This window comes from Streptomyces sp. NPDC047017 (genome assembly GCF_040644175.1).
GTDB lineage: Bacteria > Actinomycetota > Actinomycetes > Streptomycetales > Streptomycetaceae > Streptomyces.
Map to the genome: position 1 here is coordinate 1 of NZ_JBEYVW010000013.1, position 15,809 is coordinate 15,809.

14 protein-coding genes are annotated in these 15,809 nt (G+C 73.8%); 6 read left to right on the plus strand and 8 right to left on the minus strand.

Translation table 11 applies throughout. The annotated features are described in order from the left end of the window. Nucleotides 1-133: 133 nt before the first annotated feature. The 3 genes from hutH to ABZ858_RS21655 form a co-directional block, all read right to left on the minus strand. Complete coding sequence (hutH, locus tag ABZ858_RS21645) at nt 134-1,702, minus strand: histidine ammonia-lyase (RefSeq protein WP_361381491.1); 1,569 nt, start codon at nt 1,700-1,702, stop codon at nt 134-136. An 87-nt stretch (nt 1,703-1,789) separates the two neighbouring features. Continuing rightward, on the minus strand, nt 1,790-2,941 hold the full coding sequence (locus tag ABZ858_RS21650; protein WP_361380851.1) for a GGDEF domain-containing protein: 1,152 nt from the start codon (nt 2,939-2,941) through the stop codon (nt 1,790-1,792). 178 nt (nt 2,942-3,119) lie between these two features. Further along, nucleotides 3,120-3,914 carry an enoyl-CoA hydratase-related protein gene (locus ABZ858_RS21655; RefSeq protein ID WP_361380854.1) on the minus strand — a complete coding sequence of 265 codons (795 nt, stop codon included), beginning with the start codon at nt 3,912-3,914 and terminating at the stop codon, nt 3,120-3,122. A gap of 211 nt (nt 3,915-4,125) precedes the next feature. On the opposite strand from ABZ858_RS21655, the gene ABZ858_RS21660 reads away from it, so the two are divergent. Then, entirely contained in the window at nt 4,126-4,923 is a 798-nt protein-coding gene (locus ABZ858_RS21660; protein WP_361380856.1) for a hypothetical protein, read from the plus strand. 194 nt (nt 4,924-5,117) lie between these two features. Here ABZ858_RS21660 and ABZ858_RS21665 read toward each other — a convergent pair whose 3' ends face one another. Both ABZ858_RS21665 and ABZ858_RS21670 read right to left on the minus strand, forming a co-directional pair. Beyond that, complete coding sequence (locus ABZ858_RS21665; RefSeq protein WP_361380859.1) at nt 5,118-6,290, minus strand: adenylate/guanylate cyclase domain-containing protein; 1,173 nt, start codon at nt 6,288-6,290, stop codon at nt 5,118-5,120. Between the two features lie 115 nt (nt 6,291-6,405). Next, nucleotides 6,406-7,305 carry a biotin--[acetyl-CoA-carboxylase] ligase gene (locus ABZ858_RS21670; protein WP_361380862.1) on the minus strand — a complete coding sequence of 300 codons (900 nt, stop codon included), beginning with the start codon at nt 7,303-7,305 and terminating at the stop codon, nt 6,406-6,408. A 111-nt stretch (nt 7,306-7,416) separates the two neighbouring features. Between ABZ858_RS21670 and ABZ858_RS21675 the strand changes: the two genes are divergently transcribed. The 4 genes from ABZ858_RS21675 to ABZ858_RS21690 all read left to right on the plus strand — a co-directional run bounded on the left by ABZ858_RS21675 (nt 7,417) and on the right by ABZ858_RS21690 (nt 10,185). After that, a complete protein-coding gene (locus ABZ858_RS21675; protein ID WP_361380865.1) occupies nt 7,417-9,021 on the plus strand; it encodes an acyl-CoA carboxylase subunit beta in 1,605 nt (534 codons plus the stop codon). Between the two features lie 50 nt (nt 9,022-9,071). After that, the gene (locus ABZ858_RS21680; RefSeq protein WP_361380868.1) at nt 9,072-9,281 is read left to right on the plus strand and encodes an acyl-CoA carboxylase epsilon subunit; all 210 of its coding nucleotides are present in this window, start codon (nt 9,072-9,074) and stop codon (nt 9,279-9,281) included. A gap of 117 nt (nt 9,282-9,398) precedes the next feature. Continuing rightward, on the plus strand, nt 9,399-9,527 hold the full coding sequence (locus tag ABZ858_RS21685) for a hypothetical protein (protein ID WP_361380871.1): 129 nt from the start codon (nt 9,399-9,401) through the stop codon (nt 9,525-9,527). A gap of 34 nt (nt 9,528-9,561) precedes the next feature. Beyond that, nucleotides 9,562-10,185: a nucleoside triphosphate pyrophosphatase gene (locus ABZ858_RS21690; RefSeq protein ID WP_361380874.1), complete on the plus strand. Its 624-nt coding sequence runs from the start codon at nt 9,562-9,564 to the stop codon at nt 10,183-10,185. A gap of 42 nt (nt 10,186-10,227) precedes the next feature. On the opposite strand, the gene ABZ858_RS21695 is transcribed toward ABZ858_RS21690, so the two are convergent. Further along, a complete protein-coding gene (locus ABZ858_RS21695) occupies nt 10,228-10,779 on the minus strand; it encodes a hypothetical protein (RefSeq protein WP_361380877.1) in 552 nt (183 codons plus the stop codon). A 378-nt stretch (nt 10,780-11,157) separates the two neighbouring features. On the opposite strand from ABZ858_RS21695, the gene ABZ858_RS21700 reads away from it, so the two are divergent. Then, nucleotides 11,158-12,930, plus strand: a complete 1,773-nt coding sequence (locus ABZ858_RS21700) for a biotin carboxylase N-terminal domain-containing protein (protein ID WP_361380880.1) — start codon at nt 11,158-11,160, stop codon at nt 12,928-12,930. Nucleotides 12,931-13,124: 194 nt separating this feature from the next. Here ABZ858_RS21700 and ABZ858_RS21705 read toward each other — a convergent pair whose 3' ends face one another. Beyond that, nucleotides 13,125-14,096: a DeoR/GlpR family DNA-binding transcription regulator gene (locus ABZ858_RS21705; protein WP_361380883.1), complete on the minus strand. Its 972-nt coding sequence runs from the start codon at nt 14,094-14,096 to the stop codon at nt 13,125-13,127. Between the two features lie 247 nt (nt 14,097-14,343). Beyond that, on the minus strand, nt 14,344-15,792 hold the full coding sequence (locus tag ABZ858_RS21710; protein ID WP_361380886.1) for an NAD(P)H-quinone dehydrogenase: 1,449 nt from the start codon (nt 15,790-15,792) through the stop codon (nt 14,344-14,346). Between the last annotated feature and the right edge of the window lie 17 nt (nt 15,793-15,809).

A 15,809-nucleotide genomic window follows, 5' to 3' on the forward strand; every position in this document is an offset into this window, starting at 1 on the left:
AAAACGCTCGGCTGGAAAACACCAGCCGAGCGCCTGCGTGATCTACTGACGGCCACATAAGCCATCAGGTGTTGCGAGGACCCCAAGAATCCGCCCGAGTACGGCGGGGCCCCGCTGCGCGTTCCGGTTCACCTCACCGCAGCGGGCCGGTGACCGTCTCGGCCGCCGCGACCAGCCGGCCGCCGCGCACGAAGGTGTCGGCGGCGGCGAGGTCCGGCGCCAGGAAGCGGTCCGGGCCGGGACCGCCCACGCCCGCCTCCCGGGCGGCGTCGATGACCGCGCGGCTCGCCGGGGCCGGGGCCAGGCCCTCGCGCAGTTCCACGGCGCGCGCGGCGGCGTACAGCTCGATCGCGATGACCCGGGCCAGGTTGTCCACGGCGGTGCGCAGCTTGCGCGCCGCCGACCAGCCCATGGAGACATGGTCCTCCTGCATCGCGGAGGACGGGATGGAGTCCGCGGAGGCGGGCACGGCCAGCCGCTTCAGCTCGCTGACCAGCGCCGCCTGCGTGTACTGGGCGATCATCAGACCGGAGTCCACACCGGCGTCGTCGGCGAGGAACGGCGGCAGGCCGTGGCTGCGGTTCTTGTCGAGCAGCCGGTCGGTGCGGCGCTCGGCGATGGAGCCGAGGTCGGCGGCGGCCACGGCGAGGAAGTCCAGGACATAGGCGACCGGGGCGCCGTGGAAGTTGCCGTTGGACTCCACCCGGCCTCCCCCAGAGCCGAAAGCCTGGGAGGTGCCCCCAGGCAGCACCACCGGGTTGTCGACGGCGGCGGCCAGCTCGCGCTCGGCGACCAGCCGGGCGTGCGCGAGGGTGTCACGGCCCGCGCCGGCCACCTGCGGGGCGCAGCGCACCGAGTAGGCGTCCTGCACGCGCGGCGCGTCGTCCTGGTGGTGCCCGGTGAGCTGGGAGCCCTTCAGCACGGCGAGCATGTTGGCGGCGGACGCGGCCTGGCCCGGGTGCGGGCGGATGGCGTGCAGCTCGGGGGCGAGGACCCTGTCCGTGCCGAGCAGCGCCTCCAGGGAGAGGGCGGCGGTGATGTCGGCGGAGGTGTAGAGGGTGTCGAGGTCGGCGAGGGCCATGATCAGCATGCCGAGCATGCCGTCGGTGCCGTTGAGCAGGGCCAGGCCCTCCTTCTCGCGCAGCTCGACGGGCTGGATGCCGTGCTCGGCGAGCAGTTCGCCGGCCGGGCGCACGGTCCCGTCGGGGCCCTCGGCGTCCCCTTCGCCCATGAGGGTGAGGGCGCAGTGGGAGAGCGGGGCCAGGTCGCCGGAGCAGCCCAGGGAGCCGTACTCGTGCACGACCGGGGTGATGCCCGCGTTGAGGACGTCGGCCATGGTCCGCGCGACCTCGGGGCGGACCCCGGTGTGTCCCGAGCAGACGGTCTTCAGCCGCAGGAACATCAGGGCCCGTACGACCTCGCGCTCGACCCGGGGGCCGAGCCCTGCGGCGTGCGAGCGGACGATGTTGCGCTGGAGCTGGGCGCGCAGCTCGGGGCTGATGTGCCGGGTCGCCAGGGCGCCGAAGCCGGTGCTGACGCCGTAGACCGGCTCCGGCTTGGCCGCCAGCGCGTCCACGATCTCCCGGGCCGCCGCGAGGGCCGCCACCGCCTCGCCGGAGAGTTCGACCCGTGCGCCGCCGCGGGCCACGGCGAGAACGTCGGACGCGGTGACGCCGGACGTCCCCACCACCACAGTGTGCATATCCATATTCAGGAGCGTACGCAGTGAATGCGGCGATGTCACTAGTGGGTGCGAGGAGTGACCCTTACCCGGCGCGTGACGCCCGCCTCACAGCCGGCGTCCCCGGAAGCGGCGCCGCTCGGCCGGGCCCCGGGGCGCGGGCGAGGACTCGTCGGCGAGGCGGACCACCGGGTCCTGGGCACCCTCCCGGCCGGCCACCACCGGACGGTCCGCGCGCAGCGCCTTCGCACGGTACTGCGCGGCGTCGGCGAGCCGGAACAGCCGCCGGGCCGAGAGCACCGGCCCGATCAGGTCCTCGGTGGACACCACTCCGCAGGCGACGCCCTCCCCCAGCTCCAGCTCGGCCGCCCGCCGGCACAGCTCGTCGGCCGCCTTGACCACGTCGTCGGCGGTCGGACCCACCGCCAGCAGGCAGAACTCGTCCCCGCCCAGCCGGGCGACCAGCGCGCCCGGCACCATCGCCCCGCACAGCGACAGCACCGAACCGAAACGTTCCAGCAGACGGTCGCCGACCGCGTGGCCGAGGGTGTCGTTGACCCGTTTGAGCCCGTTGAGATCGCAGACCACCAGGCTGACGACGACTCCTTCCGCGCGGTGCCGCTCGATCGCCTCGTCGAGCCGCGCGTCGACGGCCCGGCGGTTGGCGAGCCCGGTGAGCGCGTCGGTGAACGCCAGCCTGCGGGCCTCCTCCAGCCGTTCCGTCTGCGCGAGCCCGGCGGCCACCACGGCGGCCAGGACGGTGGCGAAGTCGGCGTCGGCGCGGCCGAAGAGCGGGTCCTCGGCCGAGCGGGCCACGTACAGCTCGCCCCAGGCGCGGCCGTGCTGCACGATCGGCGCGACCACGCAGCAGCCGCGGCCGCGCCGGCGCAGCGCCGCCACCCGCTGGTGGCAGTAGCCCGGCTCACCCGCGGCCGGCCCCTCGGCCGTCTCCACCCAGGCGTCCGGCTCACCGCCCGAGGCCCACCGCTCGTGCAGGAACTCGGTGATCTCCGGGAACTGGTGCACCGGGTACGTCTCGCCCTCCGGGAACTCCTCCTCCTCGGGAGCGCGGTCCCCCACGTTCGCCAGCACCCGCAGCCGGCCGCGCTCGCGCTCCCACACCGACAGCGCGGCGAAGCCGCCCTCCAGCGCCCGGCACGCCCCGAGCGCCGCCGCCCGCCACGACTCCCGCGGGGTGTGCGCCGCGGCCATCCCCTGCGCCAAGGCCACGACTGCGTCCAGCCGCCTGTTCTCACCCATCACCCCAGGCTATGGATGTTTCACGGGAACCGGGACATCGGAGGGGCTGAGAGTGGGTGGCGGGGGCGGGGTGGCGGGGGTACGAGGCCGACACCCGCGCCCCGGTCAGGCTCAGGCTGGGGCGGTGCGGAACCGCGACGGGCGAGTCACCGCCCCCGCGTGGAGACCGCGCCCTCGCTCACTCCCCCGGCCAGCGCGGCGCGCGCTTCTCGTTGAAGGCCGCGACGCCCTCCGCGCGGTCACCGGAGAACGCCACCGAGCGCCAGGCAGCGTCCTCGATCTCCAGTCCGGCCCGCAGGTCCAGGCCGTGTCCCAGCCGCAGCGCCCGCTTCGCCGCGCGCAGCCCGACCGGTGAGTTCGCCGCCATCCGGGCGGCCAGCTCCAGGGCGTCCGCACGGTCCTGGCCCTCCTCGGCCAGCCGGTCCACGAGCCCCAGCCCGTGCGCCTCGGCCGCCTCCAGGCGCCGCGCGGTGAAGATCAGCTCGGCCGCCTTCGCCGCACCCACCCGGCGCGGCAGCAGCTGTGTGCCGCCACCGCCGGGGATCACGCCCACCGACACCTCCGGCAGCCCCACCACGGCCGTACGGTCGGCCACGATCACATCGCAGGACAGGGCCAGCTCGAAGCCGCCGCCGAGCGCGAAACCGTGCACCGCGGCGATCGTCGGCATCGGCAGCTCCAGTACGCCGGTGTACGCGCCGCGCGCGACGGGCCGCTGCCGCAGCAGGTCGGCGTCGCTGAAGGTGTTGCGCTCCTTGAGGTCCGCCCCGACGCAGAACGCCCGCTCGTGCGAGGAGGTCAGGACGACCACGCGCGCGTCCGGGTCGGCGGCGAGCACCGCGCACGCCCCGGCGATCGACCGGGCCATCTGCGTCGACACCGCGTTCATGGCCTTGGGGCGGTCGAGGACCAGCTCCGCGACGTACTCGTGCCGCCGTACCAGCACGAACTCTCCGAACCGCTCCTCGGTCATGACACACCCTCCCAGTTAACGAGGGTTAACAAGATAGCCGCTCCCGTCGACGCGGGAAAGGAGTTCCCGGCGTTCCCGGAGTTCCCGTTGTCGAGCCCCGGCACCCCGTTCGAGTGACATTCCGTCCGACCCGCCCGAACACCGCGCGCCGCCGCATAACGTGCCTCCGCCACAGCGCACCGGGGGCGCGAGCGCATGGGGAGGAACCGCGATGACCACGGACACGACCACCACCACGACAGGGCAGGACGGGGACGGGAACGGGGACAGGGACGGGGACAGGGACGGCATAGCCGACGCCGAGGGCGACGTGCCTGGCGGTGCCGAGGACTGCCGGGACGCTCACGAGCCCCCGACCCAGGAGGCCCCCGCCCCCCGGAGTCCGCGTCCGCGCGGGCGGCACCGGCGGCCCCGGCGGCGCAGGGCGCTGCTCGCCGCCGGTGGGCTCGTGCTGGCCGCCGGTGCGCTGAGCCTCGTACGGCTGGCCCCCGAGTACGCGGGCGGCGGCCTGGGCACGGCGGAGGCGGAGCCCCACGCGGGCAGGGGCATGGCCTCCGCCGGCGGAGGCAGTCCTTCGGGCGGCGTCCTCGCCCCCGGCACCGGCCGCCCGACCGCCCTCCCGTCGTCCACCGTTCCGATGGGCGCGCCCGGCGCCCCCGCGCCCTCGGGCGCGGCGGCCTCACCGCCCGCCGCGCTCCCGGACTCCACGAGCGGCCCGGCGGCCGTCCCGACGACGATCCCCCAAGCCCCCGACCCGCCGGCCGGACCGGGCCGACCGGCTCACCCCGCGCCCCCGGCGCCCCCCGCACCCTCGGAGCCCCCGGCGCCCGGGGCGCCCACCGGCGGCTCCGCCACCACAGCCCCCGCCCCGCCCCCGCACCCGGCTCCGAGCCGGAGCACCCCGGCACCACCGAAACCCACGCACCCGCCGAAACCCCCGGCAGGGGGTTCCTCCGGCGGCGGCGACCTGTGCCTACCGATCATCGGCCTCTGCGTCGGCCTCGGCTGACCCCCCGCCGACCCCGCACCTACCGAGTCGGCCGAGACACCGGCCGAGACACCAGCCGAACCGGCCCCCGAGGCACCAGCCGATCCGCCCCCCGAGTCACCAGCGAGGTCACCGGCCGAACCGCCCCGAGACACCAGCGAGGTCACCGGCCGAACCGCCCCGAGACACCAGCGAGGTCACCGCCCGGCCCCCGCTCAGCGCCCCCCGCCGTCGCGCCGGGCGAGCAGCCAGGGCTCGACCACGCCCAGTCCGCGCACCGGGCGCTGCCAGGTCGGCTGGAGGGCGAAGCGGTACGTCGGCGGCTCCTCGCCCTCCTTCTCGGCGGCGGCCGCCGCTTCCGCCGCCGCGGCCTCGGAGGCCGGGGAGTCGCCCGTGCGGATCAGTTCCTCGGCGAAGGCGCTGTCGACGAGCACCGCGTCGCGCGGGGCTATGGAGGTGAGCCGGGAGGCCAGGTTGACGGTCGTGCCGAAGACATCGCCCATCCGGGTGGTCACCGTGCCGAACGCCATCCCGACCCGCAGCTCGGGCATCGTCTCGTCGTTCTCCATGGTCTCGACCAGCCGCAGCGCGATGTCGGCGGCGGTGCCCGCGTCGTCGGCCGCGTACAGCACCTCGTCGCCGAGCGTCTTGATCAGCCGGCCGCCGCGCGCGGCCACCAGATCGGCGGCGGTCGTCTCGAACGCCTCGACCAGCTCGCCCAGTTCCTCCTCCTCCATCCGGCGGGTCAGCCGGGTGAAGCCGACGAGGTCGGCGAAGCCGACGGCCAGCCGCCGGTCGACCATCTCCTCGTCGTCGGCGACCTGCACGACCCGCCCGGCCGAGGCGGCGAGCTGCCGCCGCCAGACGTAGACCAGGAACTCCTCCAGCTCGGGCAGGAGCAGCTCGACGATCGGGTACGTCACCTCGGTGCGCGTCATGCCCGGCTCGGGCGGCTCGGTCAGCCCCTCCAGGAAGGAATCGATCTGCCATTCGGCCAGCCGGGCGGTGGTCTGCCCGGTGGACCGGGCCACCTGCACGGCCATGGCCTCGCTGAGCAGCCCCGCCTCGACCAGGCCGGCGAGCCGGCGCAGGGCCAGCACGTCGGCCTCCGTCAGCGCCCTGGCCTGGCCTATGTCGGCGAAGCCCATGGCCCGCCAGAAGCGGGAGGCCAGCTCCATGGAGACACCGGCGCTGCGGGCCGCCTGGAAGGGCGTGTAGCGCCGCTCCGCGCCCAGGATGAGCTGTTCGAGCCGCAGCGCGAGCGGGTCCTCGCCGGTGTCGGCGGCCTCGGGGTCCGCGTCCGCCCGCGGGAACGAGGGCGACAGTGGGGGAGGGTCCACCCGGCCGTCCGCGTCGTCCGCGCCGGAGCCCGTGTCGTCGACGGTCACGCCTGCTGCCCTTCCGATCTGTCACGGTCAGGTATCGACCGGCCTCAACTCTACGGCAGATGTGCGCCAGCTCACTCCGTGAGGCCCGGCCGGGTGGGGTGCCTGAGCTGGGCCGTCAGTCGCGGGCCGGACGCAGGTGGACGATGTCCCCGGCGCCCACCGGCTCCTGCACGCCGTGCTCCGTGGCGAGGACCAGCCGGCCGTCGCCGTCCAGCGCGACCGCCTCGCCGACCACCTCGCGGTCGCCCGGCAGCTCCGCGCGCACCCGCCGCCCCAGGGTCGCGCAGCCCGCCGCGTACGCCTCCTGCAGCCCGCAGGCGGCCGGGTCGCCGCCGGCGTCGCGCCACCGCCCGTACCACTCCTCCAGCGCGCGCAGCACGGCCCGCAGCAGCGGATCGCGGTCGGTGCTCACCGCGTCGGCCAGGGCCAGCGACCCGGCCTGCGGCACCGGCAGCTCGTCCGCGCGCAGCGAGACGTTGATCCCCACGCCGATGACCACACCGCCCTCGCCGGCCCGCTCGGCCAGGATGCCGCCGGCCTTGCGCTCCTCGCCGCCCACGGTGACCAGCAGGTCGTTCGGCCACTTGAGGGCGGTGTCGACGCCCGCGGCGCGGGACAGGCCGGTGGCGACGGCGACCCCGGTCAGCAGCGGCAGCCAGCCCCAGCGGGCCACCGGCACCGCGGCCGGCCTCAGCAGCACCGAGAAGAAGAGGCCGGAGCGGGCGGGCGCGGTCCAGCGGCGGTCCAGCCTGCCGCGCGCGGCGGTCTGCTCCTCGGCGACCAGGACCGCGCCCTCGGCCGCCTCGCCCGCCTCGGCGCGGGCCACGAGATCGGCGTTGGTGGAGCCGGTGCGCTGCACCACGTCGACCTCGGACCACAGGCCCCCCTCACGGACCAGGCCGCGCCGCAGCGAGGCGGGGTTCAGGGGCGGTCGTTCGAGGTCGGACCAGCGGCCGCCGGCCGCGGGCGTGCCGTGGTTGTCGGAGCTGTCGTCTGCTGCATCTCGCGGCGTCATGCAACCCACCCTAGGTGTGGGAAACACCGCACTGCCGATCGATGGACCCCCCACTACTCTACGGATGAGTAACCGTCCCCCCTTTTGAGCAGGCAGGGAGCCGCGATCCCGATGTCCGAGCCGGAAGAGCGCCACGAGACCGACATCCACACGACCGCGGGCAAACTCGCGGATCTTCGGCGGCGTATCGAGGAAGCGACGCACGCCGGCTCGGAGCGCGCCGTCGAGAAGCAGCACGCCAAGGGCAAGCTCACCGCCCGCGAGCGCATCGCACTCCTCCTGGACGACGACTCCTTCGTCGAGCTGGACGAGTTCGCCCGGCACCGCTCCACCCACTTCGGCCTGGACGCCAACCGCCCTTACGGCGACGGCGTCGTCACCGGCTACGGCACCGTCGACGGCCGCCCGGTCGCCGTCTTCTCGCAGGACTTCACCGTCTTCGGCGGGGCGCTGGGCGAGGTCTACGGCCAGAAGATCGCCAAGGTCATGGACTTCGCCCTGAAGACCGGCTGCCCCGTCATCGGCATCAACGACTCCGGCGGCGCCCGCATCCAGGAGGGCGTCGCCTCGCTGGGCGCCTACGGCGAGATCTTCCGCCGCAACACCCATGCCTCCGGGGTCATCCCGCAGATCTCCCTGGTCGTCGGCCCGTGCGCCGGCGGCGCGGTCTACTCGCCCGCCATCACGGACTTCACCGTCATGGTCGACCGGACCAGCCACATGTTCATCACCGGCCCGGACGTCATCAAGACCGTCACCGGCGAGGACGTCGGCTTCGAGGAACTCGGCGGCGCCCGCACCCACAACACCGCCTCCGGCGTCGCCCACCACATGGCCTCCGACGAGAAGGACGCCATCGACTACGTCAAGCAGCTGCTGTCGTACCTGCCGTCCAACAACCTCAGCGAGCCCCCCGCCTATCCCGAAGAGGCCGACCTCGCCGTCACCGCCGAGGACCGCGAGCTGGACACCCTGGTCCCGGACTCCGCGAACCAGCCCTACGACATGCACACCGTCATCGAACACGTCCTCGACGACGCGGAGTTCTTCGAGACGCAGGCGCTGTTCGCGCCCAACATCCTCACCGGCTACGGCCGTATCGAGGGCCGCCCCGTCGGCATCGTCGCCAACCATCCCCTCCAGTTCGCCGGCTGCCTCGACATCACGGCCAGCGAGAAGGCGGCCCGCTTCGTGCGCACCTGCGACGCCTTCAACATCCCGGTGATCACCTTCGTGGACGTCCCCGGCTTCCTGCCCGGCGTCGGCCAGGAGCACGACGGCATCATCCGCCGCGGCGCCAAGCTCATCTACGCCTACGCCGAGGCCACCGTCCCGCTGATCACCGTCATCACCCGCAAGGCCTTCGGCGGCGCCTACGACGTCATGGGCTCCAAGCACCTCGGCGCCGACCTCAACCTCGCCTGGCCGACGGCCCAGATCGCGGTGATGGGCGCCCAGGGCGCGGTCAACATCCTGCACCGCCGCACCCTGGCCGAGGCGGAGGCGGGCAGCGAGGACACCGAGGCCGTCCGCGCCCGCCTCATCCGGGAGTACGAGGACACCCTCCTCAACCCGTACGTCGCCGCCGAACGCGGTTACGTCGACGCCGTGATCATGCCGTCCGACACCCGCGCCCACCTCGTCCGCGGCCTGCGTCAACTGCGTTCCAAGCGGGAATCACTGCCCCCGAAGAAGCACGGCAACATCCCCCTGTAGGGCCCTGCGGCCCCGCTGTCACCGCCGGCCCCGCTGACTCTGGAGCGGTCATGAACATCAAGGTCGTACGAGGCAATCCCACCCCGGAGGAGCTGGCCGCCGCCCTGGCGGTGGTCCGCGTCCGCGCCGCGGCGGCGACCGCCCCGCCGCCCGGCGCGCCCGGCCCGCGCGACGCGTGGTCCGACCCGTCCCGCGTCGCCGCCCACCGCGTCCCGCGCCCGGGACCGGCGGCGTGGGCCCGCACGTACTGGCCCGGCTGACCGGCCGTACACACCGGCCGTACGCACCGGCCGGGCAGACCGGGCCGGCGGGCGGGTCCGGCAACTTGAGTACGCGTACTCAGGCGCCGGACCCGCCCGCCGCCGGACCATCGAGGCATGCTGTGGTCCGACCCCGAGAACGAGCCGCCGAAGGAACTGCGCGACATGCAGGACATGTTGCGGCGGCTGGGCCTCTTCATGGCGCTGGCGATGGTGGTCGCGATGGCCGTGATCGGGCTGCGGTGAGCCGCGCCGGCCCCGCGCCGATACGCTGAACCGCATGACCGATCAGCCGCGCCGCCGTCTCGTGCTCGCCTCCCAGTCCCCCGCCCGGCTCGGGCTGCTCCGGCAGGCCGGGCTCGATCCCGAGGTGATCGTCAGCGGGGTCGACGAGGACGCGGTCTCCGCGCCCACCCCCGCCGAGCTGGCACTCGCGCTCGCCGAGGCGAAGGCGTCCGTGGTGGCGGCCCGGCCGGAGGTCAAGGGCGCCCTGGTGATCGGCTGCGACTCGGTGCTCGACCTCGACGGCCGGGCGCTGGGCAAGCCCGCCGACGCCGAGGAGGCCACCGCCCGCTGGAAGGCGATGCGCGGCCGGGCCGGGACCCTGCAGACCGGGCACTGCGTCTGGGACACGGCGAGCGGCCGCCATGTCGCGGCCACCGCCTCCACCGTGGTCCACTTCGGCGAGCCCACGGACGCGGAGATCGCCGCCTACGTCGCCTCCGGCGAGCCGCTGTACGTAGCCGGCGCCTTCACCCTGGACGGCCGCTCGGCCCCGTTCATCGACGGCATCGACGGCGACCACGGCAATGTGATCGGCATCAGCATGCCCCTGGTCCGCCGCCTGCTGGCCGAACTGGGCGTCGCCATCACCGACTTGTGGGCCCCGGCCGGCAACGCCTGAACACGGACCGGCGACCGGTCAGGATGGGCCGGGCTCGGCCGGTCAGGGCGTACCGGGCTCGGCCGGCGGGACGACCGGCGCCGGGCCCCCGTGGGCACCCTCGCCGCCGTGTCCCGGGCCCGGGCCCTTGACCGGCCCGGTGCCGCCGCCGTGCGGTCCGTCCGGCCCCGCGCCGGCCCCCGGCGCGGCGTCGCGCGTCTCCTCCTGGGCGTCGTACGTCATCAGGAGCAGCACGATGAGCCCCATGACGACGATCATGAAGAGGAACGCCGGCCAGCCCACCAGCCCCTTGGTGAACGCCGCCAGCAGCCCGTGCACCACCGCCGCGCTGATCAGCAGGACGCGGCCGAACCCGGCCGGGCGGCGGCCCCGCACCGCGACCAGCAGGGCGACCAGTGCGCACAGGGCGAAGTACAGCCCGACGAGGATGCCGCCGGCCTTCGAGGCGTTCGCCATCATGTTCGAGTCCAGGCCGGCCAGCGACATCCGCTGCCGGTGGACGACCACCCCGAGGATCCAGTTCAGTGCCGCGAAGCCGAGCGCCTCGGCGAAGAGCACGACGGCCACGATCCACGCCACCGGTCTGCGCACCACCGGTCCCACCCACTTCCGACCTCGGCTCACGGGGGAGCCGGCCCTGTTACCGCCAGTACAGTCCACCTCTCGGGAACGCTACTAACCGGTAAACCACAGGACAAGGGTCCGGGGCCCGGCAAAGATTCATTGGGCCATTCGTAGGGACTCCACAAAGAAACGAAGTGGCCCGCAGCACGCATTCACAGAGACCTTGACCACATCGGAGGGCTAGGGTTTGCCGGAGGAGCCCTGCGTACCGAGGTGCGACAAGGGGTTTCGCCGGTCGAGCGGGCCTCGGATCACGCTCCGTGTGGGCAAGCTCACCATTGGGGACGGGTCGAAGTGTCGTGTCGGCAGTCCCTAAACTCGGCTTGTTTCAAGGAGGGAGCCTCAATCGTGCGCAAGGTGCTCATCGCCAACCGTGGCGAAATCGCTGTCCGCGTGGCCCGGGCCTGCCGGGACGCCGGGATCGCGAGCGTGGCCGTCTACGCGGACCCGGACCGGGACGCTCTGCATGTCCGCGCCGCGGATGAGGCGTTCGCCCTGGGCGGTGACACCCCGGCGACCAGCTACCTGGACATCGACAAGGTCCTCAAGGCGGCGAAGGAATCCGGCGCTGACGCCGTCCACCCCGGCTACGGCTTCCTCTCGGAGAACGCCGAGTTCGCCCAGGCCGTCCTGGACGCCGACCTGATCTGGATCGGCCCGCCGCCGCAGGCCATCCGCGACCTCGGCGACAAGGTCGCCGCCCGTCACATCGCCCAGCGCGCCGGCGCGCCCCTGGTGGCCGGCACCTCCGACCCGGTGTCCGGCGCCGACGAGGTGGTCGCGTTCGCCGAGGAGCACGGCCTGCCGATCGCGATCAAGGCCGCCTTCGGCGGCGGCGGCCGCGGCCTCAAGGTCGCCCGCACCCTCGAAGAGGTCCCCGAGCTGTACGACTCGGCGGTCCGCGAGGCGGTGGCCGCCTTCGGCCGCGGCGAGTGCTTCGTCGAGCGCTACCTCGACCGGCCCCGCCACGTCGAGACCCAGTGCCTGGCCGACAAGCACGGCAATGTCGTCGTCGTCTCCACCCGTGACTGCTCGCTTCAGCGCCGCCACCAGAAGCTGGTCGAGGAAGCCCCCGCCCCGTTCCTGTCGGACCAGCAGGTCGCCGAGCTGTACCGCGCCTCCAAGGCCATCCTCAAGGAGGCCTCCTACGAGGGCGCCGGCACCTGCGAGTTCCTCGTCGGCCAGGACGGCACGATCTCCTTCCTGGAGGTCAACACCCGCCTCCAGGTCGAGCACCCGGTCACCGAGGAGGTCGCCGGCATCGACCTGGTGCGCGAGATGTTCCGCATCGCCGACGGCGAGGAACTCGGCTACGACGACCCCGCCCTGCGCGGCCACTCCTTCGAGTTCCGCATCAACGGCGAGGACCCCGGCCGCAACTTCCTGCCGGCCCCCGGCACCGTCACCCGCTTCGACGCGCCCACCGGTCCCGGTGTCCGCCTGGACGCGGGCGTGGAGGCCGGCTCGGTCATCGGCCCCGCCTGGGACTCCCTGCTCGCCAAGCTCGTCGTCACCGGCCGCACCCGCGCGGAGGCCCTCCAGCGCGCCGCCCGCGCGCTGGACGAGTTCCAGGTCGAGGGCATGGCCACCGCCATCCCCTTCCACCGCGCGGTGGTCCGCGACGCGGCCTTCGCCCCCGAGCTGACCGGCTCCGCCGACCCGTTCACGGTCCACACCCGCTGGATCGAGACCGAGTTCGTCAACGAGATCAAGCCCTTCACCGCCCCCGCCGACGCCGAGTCGGACGAGGACACCGGCCGGGAGACCGTGGTGGTCGAGGTCGGCGGCAAGCGCCTGGAGGTCTCGCTGCCCTCCTCGCTGGGCATGTCCCTGGCCCGCACGGGCCTGGCCGCCGGTGCCAAGCCCAAGCGCCGGGCCGCCCGCAAGTCCGGCCCGGTCGCCTCCGGCGCCACCCTCGCCTCCCCGATGCAGGGCACCATCGTGAAGATCGCGGTGGAGGACGGCCAGGAGGTCAAGGAGGGCGACCTCATCGTCGTCCTGGAGGCCATGAAGATGGAACAGCCGATCAACGCCCACAAGGACGGCACCGTCAAGGGCCTCGAAGCCGCCGTCGGCGCCTCCATCACCTCCGGCGCCCCCATCTGCGAGATCACCGACTGACCTCGCGGCACCAGCGACACCATGAGGCGCCCGGCGGCCCGCACCAGCGGCCCCGCCGGGCGCCTCTCGCCGTCTCCGACCGACCCACCCGCACGTACATACGCGTACGGACGGACGTACGAGCTGACACACGCACCAGCCGACGTACGCCCGAAACCGGTGTCGCGCGCCCTCAACGCCCGCGGTGGCCGCCCTCAGCGCCTGCGGAGGTCGGCCACCCGGGCCGCCCGCTCGGCGCGCTCGGCCCCGGACTGCTCGCCGCCGAGGGCCGTCGGCCGCAGCCCGGCGGACGGCCCGGCGACCTGGCCGCGGCGCGGCCCGGGCACGGGGACGTCCCGGCGGCGCTCGCCGCGGGAGGGCGGCTGCTCGCCCGCCAGGCCGCCCGAAGGACCGGCCACGGCGATCTGGACGCCCTGGTCGGCCAGCGCCTGCAACTCGGTGGCGGCGCGGTTGTCGTGGGCCGGGGGCTCGTCCGTGACCAGGCGGGTGATGAGGTCGGTGGGGACGGTCTGGAACATGGTGTCCGCGCCGAGCTTGGTGTGGTCGGCCAGGACCACCACCTCCGCGGCGGCCTGGACGAGGGCGCGGTCGACGGAGGCCGACAGCATGTTGGAGGTGGACAGCCCGCGCTCGGCGGTCAGTCCGCTCCCCGACAGGAACGCCCGCGACACCCGCAGCCCCTGGAGCGACTGCTCGGCCCCGGACCCGACCAGGGCGTAGTTGGAGCCGCGCAGCGTGCCGCCGGTCATCACGACCTCGACCCGGTTGGCGTGGGCGAGTGCCTGGGCGACCAGCAGCGAGTTGGTGACGACCGTCAGCCCGGGGATCCGGGCGAGCCGGCGGGCCAGCTCCTGGGTGGTCGTCCCCGCACCGACGACGATGGCCTCGCCCTCTTCGACGAGGCCCGCGGCGAGGTCGGCGATGGCCGTCTTCTCCGCGGTCGCCAGATGCGACTTCTGCGGGAAGCCGGACTCGCGGGTGAACCCGCCCGGCAGTACCGCACCGCCGTGCCGGCGGTCGAGGAGTCCTTCTGCCTCCAGCGCGCGCACGTCCCGCCGTACGGTCACTTCGGAGGTCTGGACGACGCGGGCGAGTTCACGGAGCGACACGGCACCGTTCGCTCGCACCATTTCGAGGATCAATTGGCGACGTTCAGCAGCGAACACGAAACTGACAGTAACCCCAGCGACCGTCTGCTTTCAGCAGTTTGCGCCGAATAACAGAAGTTGTTCGCAGGGCAGGGCACGGAGTGGTATAGGGCCTATTCGCCCCGCCTATGCCGCCCGCACGGTCGGCAACTCCCCGTGCCCGGCCGGGATCCGGCCCGGTCACCGGCCCCACCGGCCCGGCACCGCACCCTCCCCGGCCGCCCGGGCCGCTCCCCCGCGCCCCCTGGACCCCGTCCGCCCGGCCCTACGCCTCGCCGCCCGCCTTGCGGGTGTGCAGCTGGCGGGCCACCTCGGCGATCGACCCCGACAAAGAGGGGTACACGGTGAACGCCTTTGCGATCTGTTCGACCGTCAGATTGTTGTCGACGGCGATCGAGATGGGGTGGATCAGTTCCGAGGCGCGCGGCGCCACGACCACACCGCCGACCACGATGCCGGTGCCGGGCCGGCAGAAGATCTTGACGAAGCCGTCCCGGATGCCCTGCATCTTCGCGCGCGGGTTGCGCAGCAGCGGCAGCTTCACACAGCGGGCGTCGATCTTCCCGGCGTCCACGTCGGCCTGGCTGTAGCCGACGGTGGCGATCTCGGGGTCGGTGAAGACGTTGGAGGAGACGGTCTTCAGGTTCAGCGGGGCCACCGCGTCGCCGAGGAAGTGGTACATGGCGATCCGCCCCTGCATCGCCGCCACCGAGGCCAGGGCGAAGACGCCGGTCACGTCACCGGCCGCGTACACGCCCGGCGCGGTCGTCCGGGAGACCTTGTCGGTCCAGATGTGCCCGGAGTCGCGCAGCCGGACCCCGGCCTCCTCCAGGCCGAGCCCGGCGCTGTTGGGGATGGCGCCGACCGCCATCAGACAGTGCGAGCCGGTGATGACGCGCCCGTCGGCCAGCGTCACCTCCACCCGGTCCCCGACCCGCTTGGCGGCGGCCGCGCGGGAGCGGGCCATGACGTTCATGCCGCGCCGCCGGAAGACGTCCTCGAGGACGGCGGCGGCGTCCGGGTCCTCGCCCGGCAGCACGCGGTCCCGGGAGGACACCAGGGTGACCTTCGAGCCCAGCGCCTGGTAGGCGCCGGCGAACTCGGCGCCGGTCACACCGGAGCCGACCACGATGAGTTCCTCGGGCAGCTCGTCGAGGTCGTAGACCTGGGTCCAGTTGAGGATGCGCTCACCGTCGGGCTGCGCGTCGGGCACCTCGCGCGGGTGCCCGCCGGTCGCGATGAGCACCGCGTCCGCGGTGAGCGTCTCCTCGCTGCCGTCGGCCGTGCGCACGATCACCTTGCGCGAGCCGTCCAGGGACTGCATGCCCTCCAGCCGGCCGCGCCCGCGCATGACCCGGGCGCCGGCCCGCGTCACGGAGGCGGTGATGTCGTGCGACTGGGCGAGCGCGAGCCGCTTCACCCGCCGGTTGACCTTGCCGAGGTCGACGCCGACCACCCGGGCGGCCTGCTCCAGGGGCGGGGTGTCGTCGGCCACGATGATCCCCAGCTCCTCGTAGGAGGAGTCGAAGGTGGTCATCACCTCGGCCGTGGCGATTAGGGTCTTCGACGGCACGCAGTCGGTCAGCACCGACGCCCCGCCCAGACCGTCGCAGTCGACGACGGTCACCTCCGCGCCGAGCTGAGCGGCGACCAGCGCCGCTTCGTATCCGCCGGGTCCGCCACCGATGATCACGATCCGAGTCACGTACTCCATTGTCCCGCACGGTTCAA

Excerpts from the sequence above, each read along its gene's own strand:
- ABZ858_RS21655 (WP_361380854.1), bottom strand. The coding sequence starts at position 3,914 with ATGACCGAGGAGCGGTTCGGAGAGTTCGTGCTGGTACGGCGGCACGAG.
- ABZ858_RS21670 (WP_361380862.1), bottom strand. The coding sequence starts at position 7,305 with ATGACGCCGCGAGATGCAGCAGACGACAGCTCCGACAACCACGGCACG.
- ABZ858_RS21675 (WP_361380865.1), top strand. The coding sequence starts at position 7,417 with ATGTCCGAGCCGGAAGAGCGCCACGAGACCGACATCCACACGACCGCG.
- ABZ858_RS21660 (WP_361380856.1), top strand. The coding sequence starts at position 4,126 with ATGACCACGGACACGACCACCACCACGACAGGGCAGGACGGGGACGGG.
- ABZ858_RS21650 (WP_361380851.1), bottom strand. The coding sequence starts at position 2,941 with ATGGGTGAGAACAGGCGGCTGGACGCAGTCGTGGCCTTGGCGCAGGGG.
- ABZ858_RS21710 (WP_361380886.1), bottom strand. The coding sequence starts at position 15,792 with ATGGAGTACGTGACTCGGATCGTGATCATCGGTGGCGGACCCGGCGGA.
- hutH (WP_361381491.1), bottom strand. The coding sequence starts at position 1,702 with ATGCACACTGTGGTGGTGGGGACGTCCGGCGTCACCGCGTCCGACGTT.
- ABZ858_RS21690 (WP_361380874.1), top strand. The coding sequence starts at position 9,562 with ATGACCGATCAGCCGCGCCGCCGTCTCGTGCTCGCCTCCCAGTCCCCC.
- ABZ858_RS21685 (WP_361380871.1), top strand. The coding sequence starts at position 9,399 with ATGCTGTGGTCCGACCCCGAGAACGAGCCGCCGAAGGAACTGCGCGAC.
- ABZ858_RS21680 (WP_361380868.1), top strand. The coding sequence starts at position 9,072 with ATGAACATCAAGGTCGTACGAGGCAATCCCACCCCGGAGGAGCTGGCC.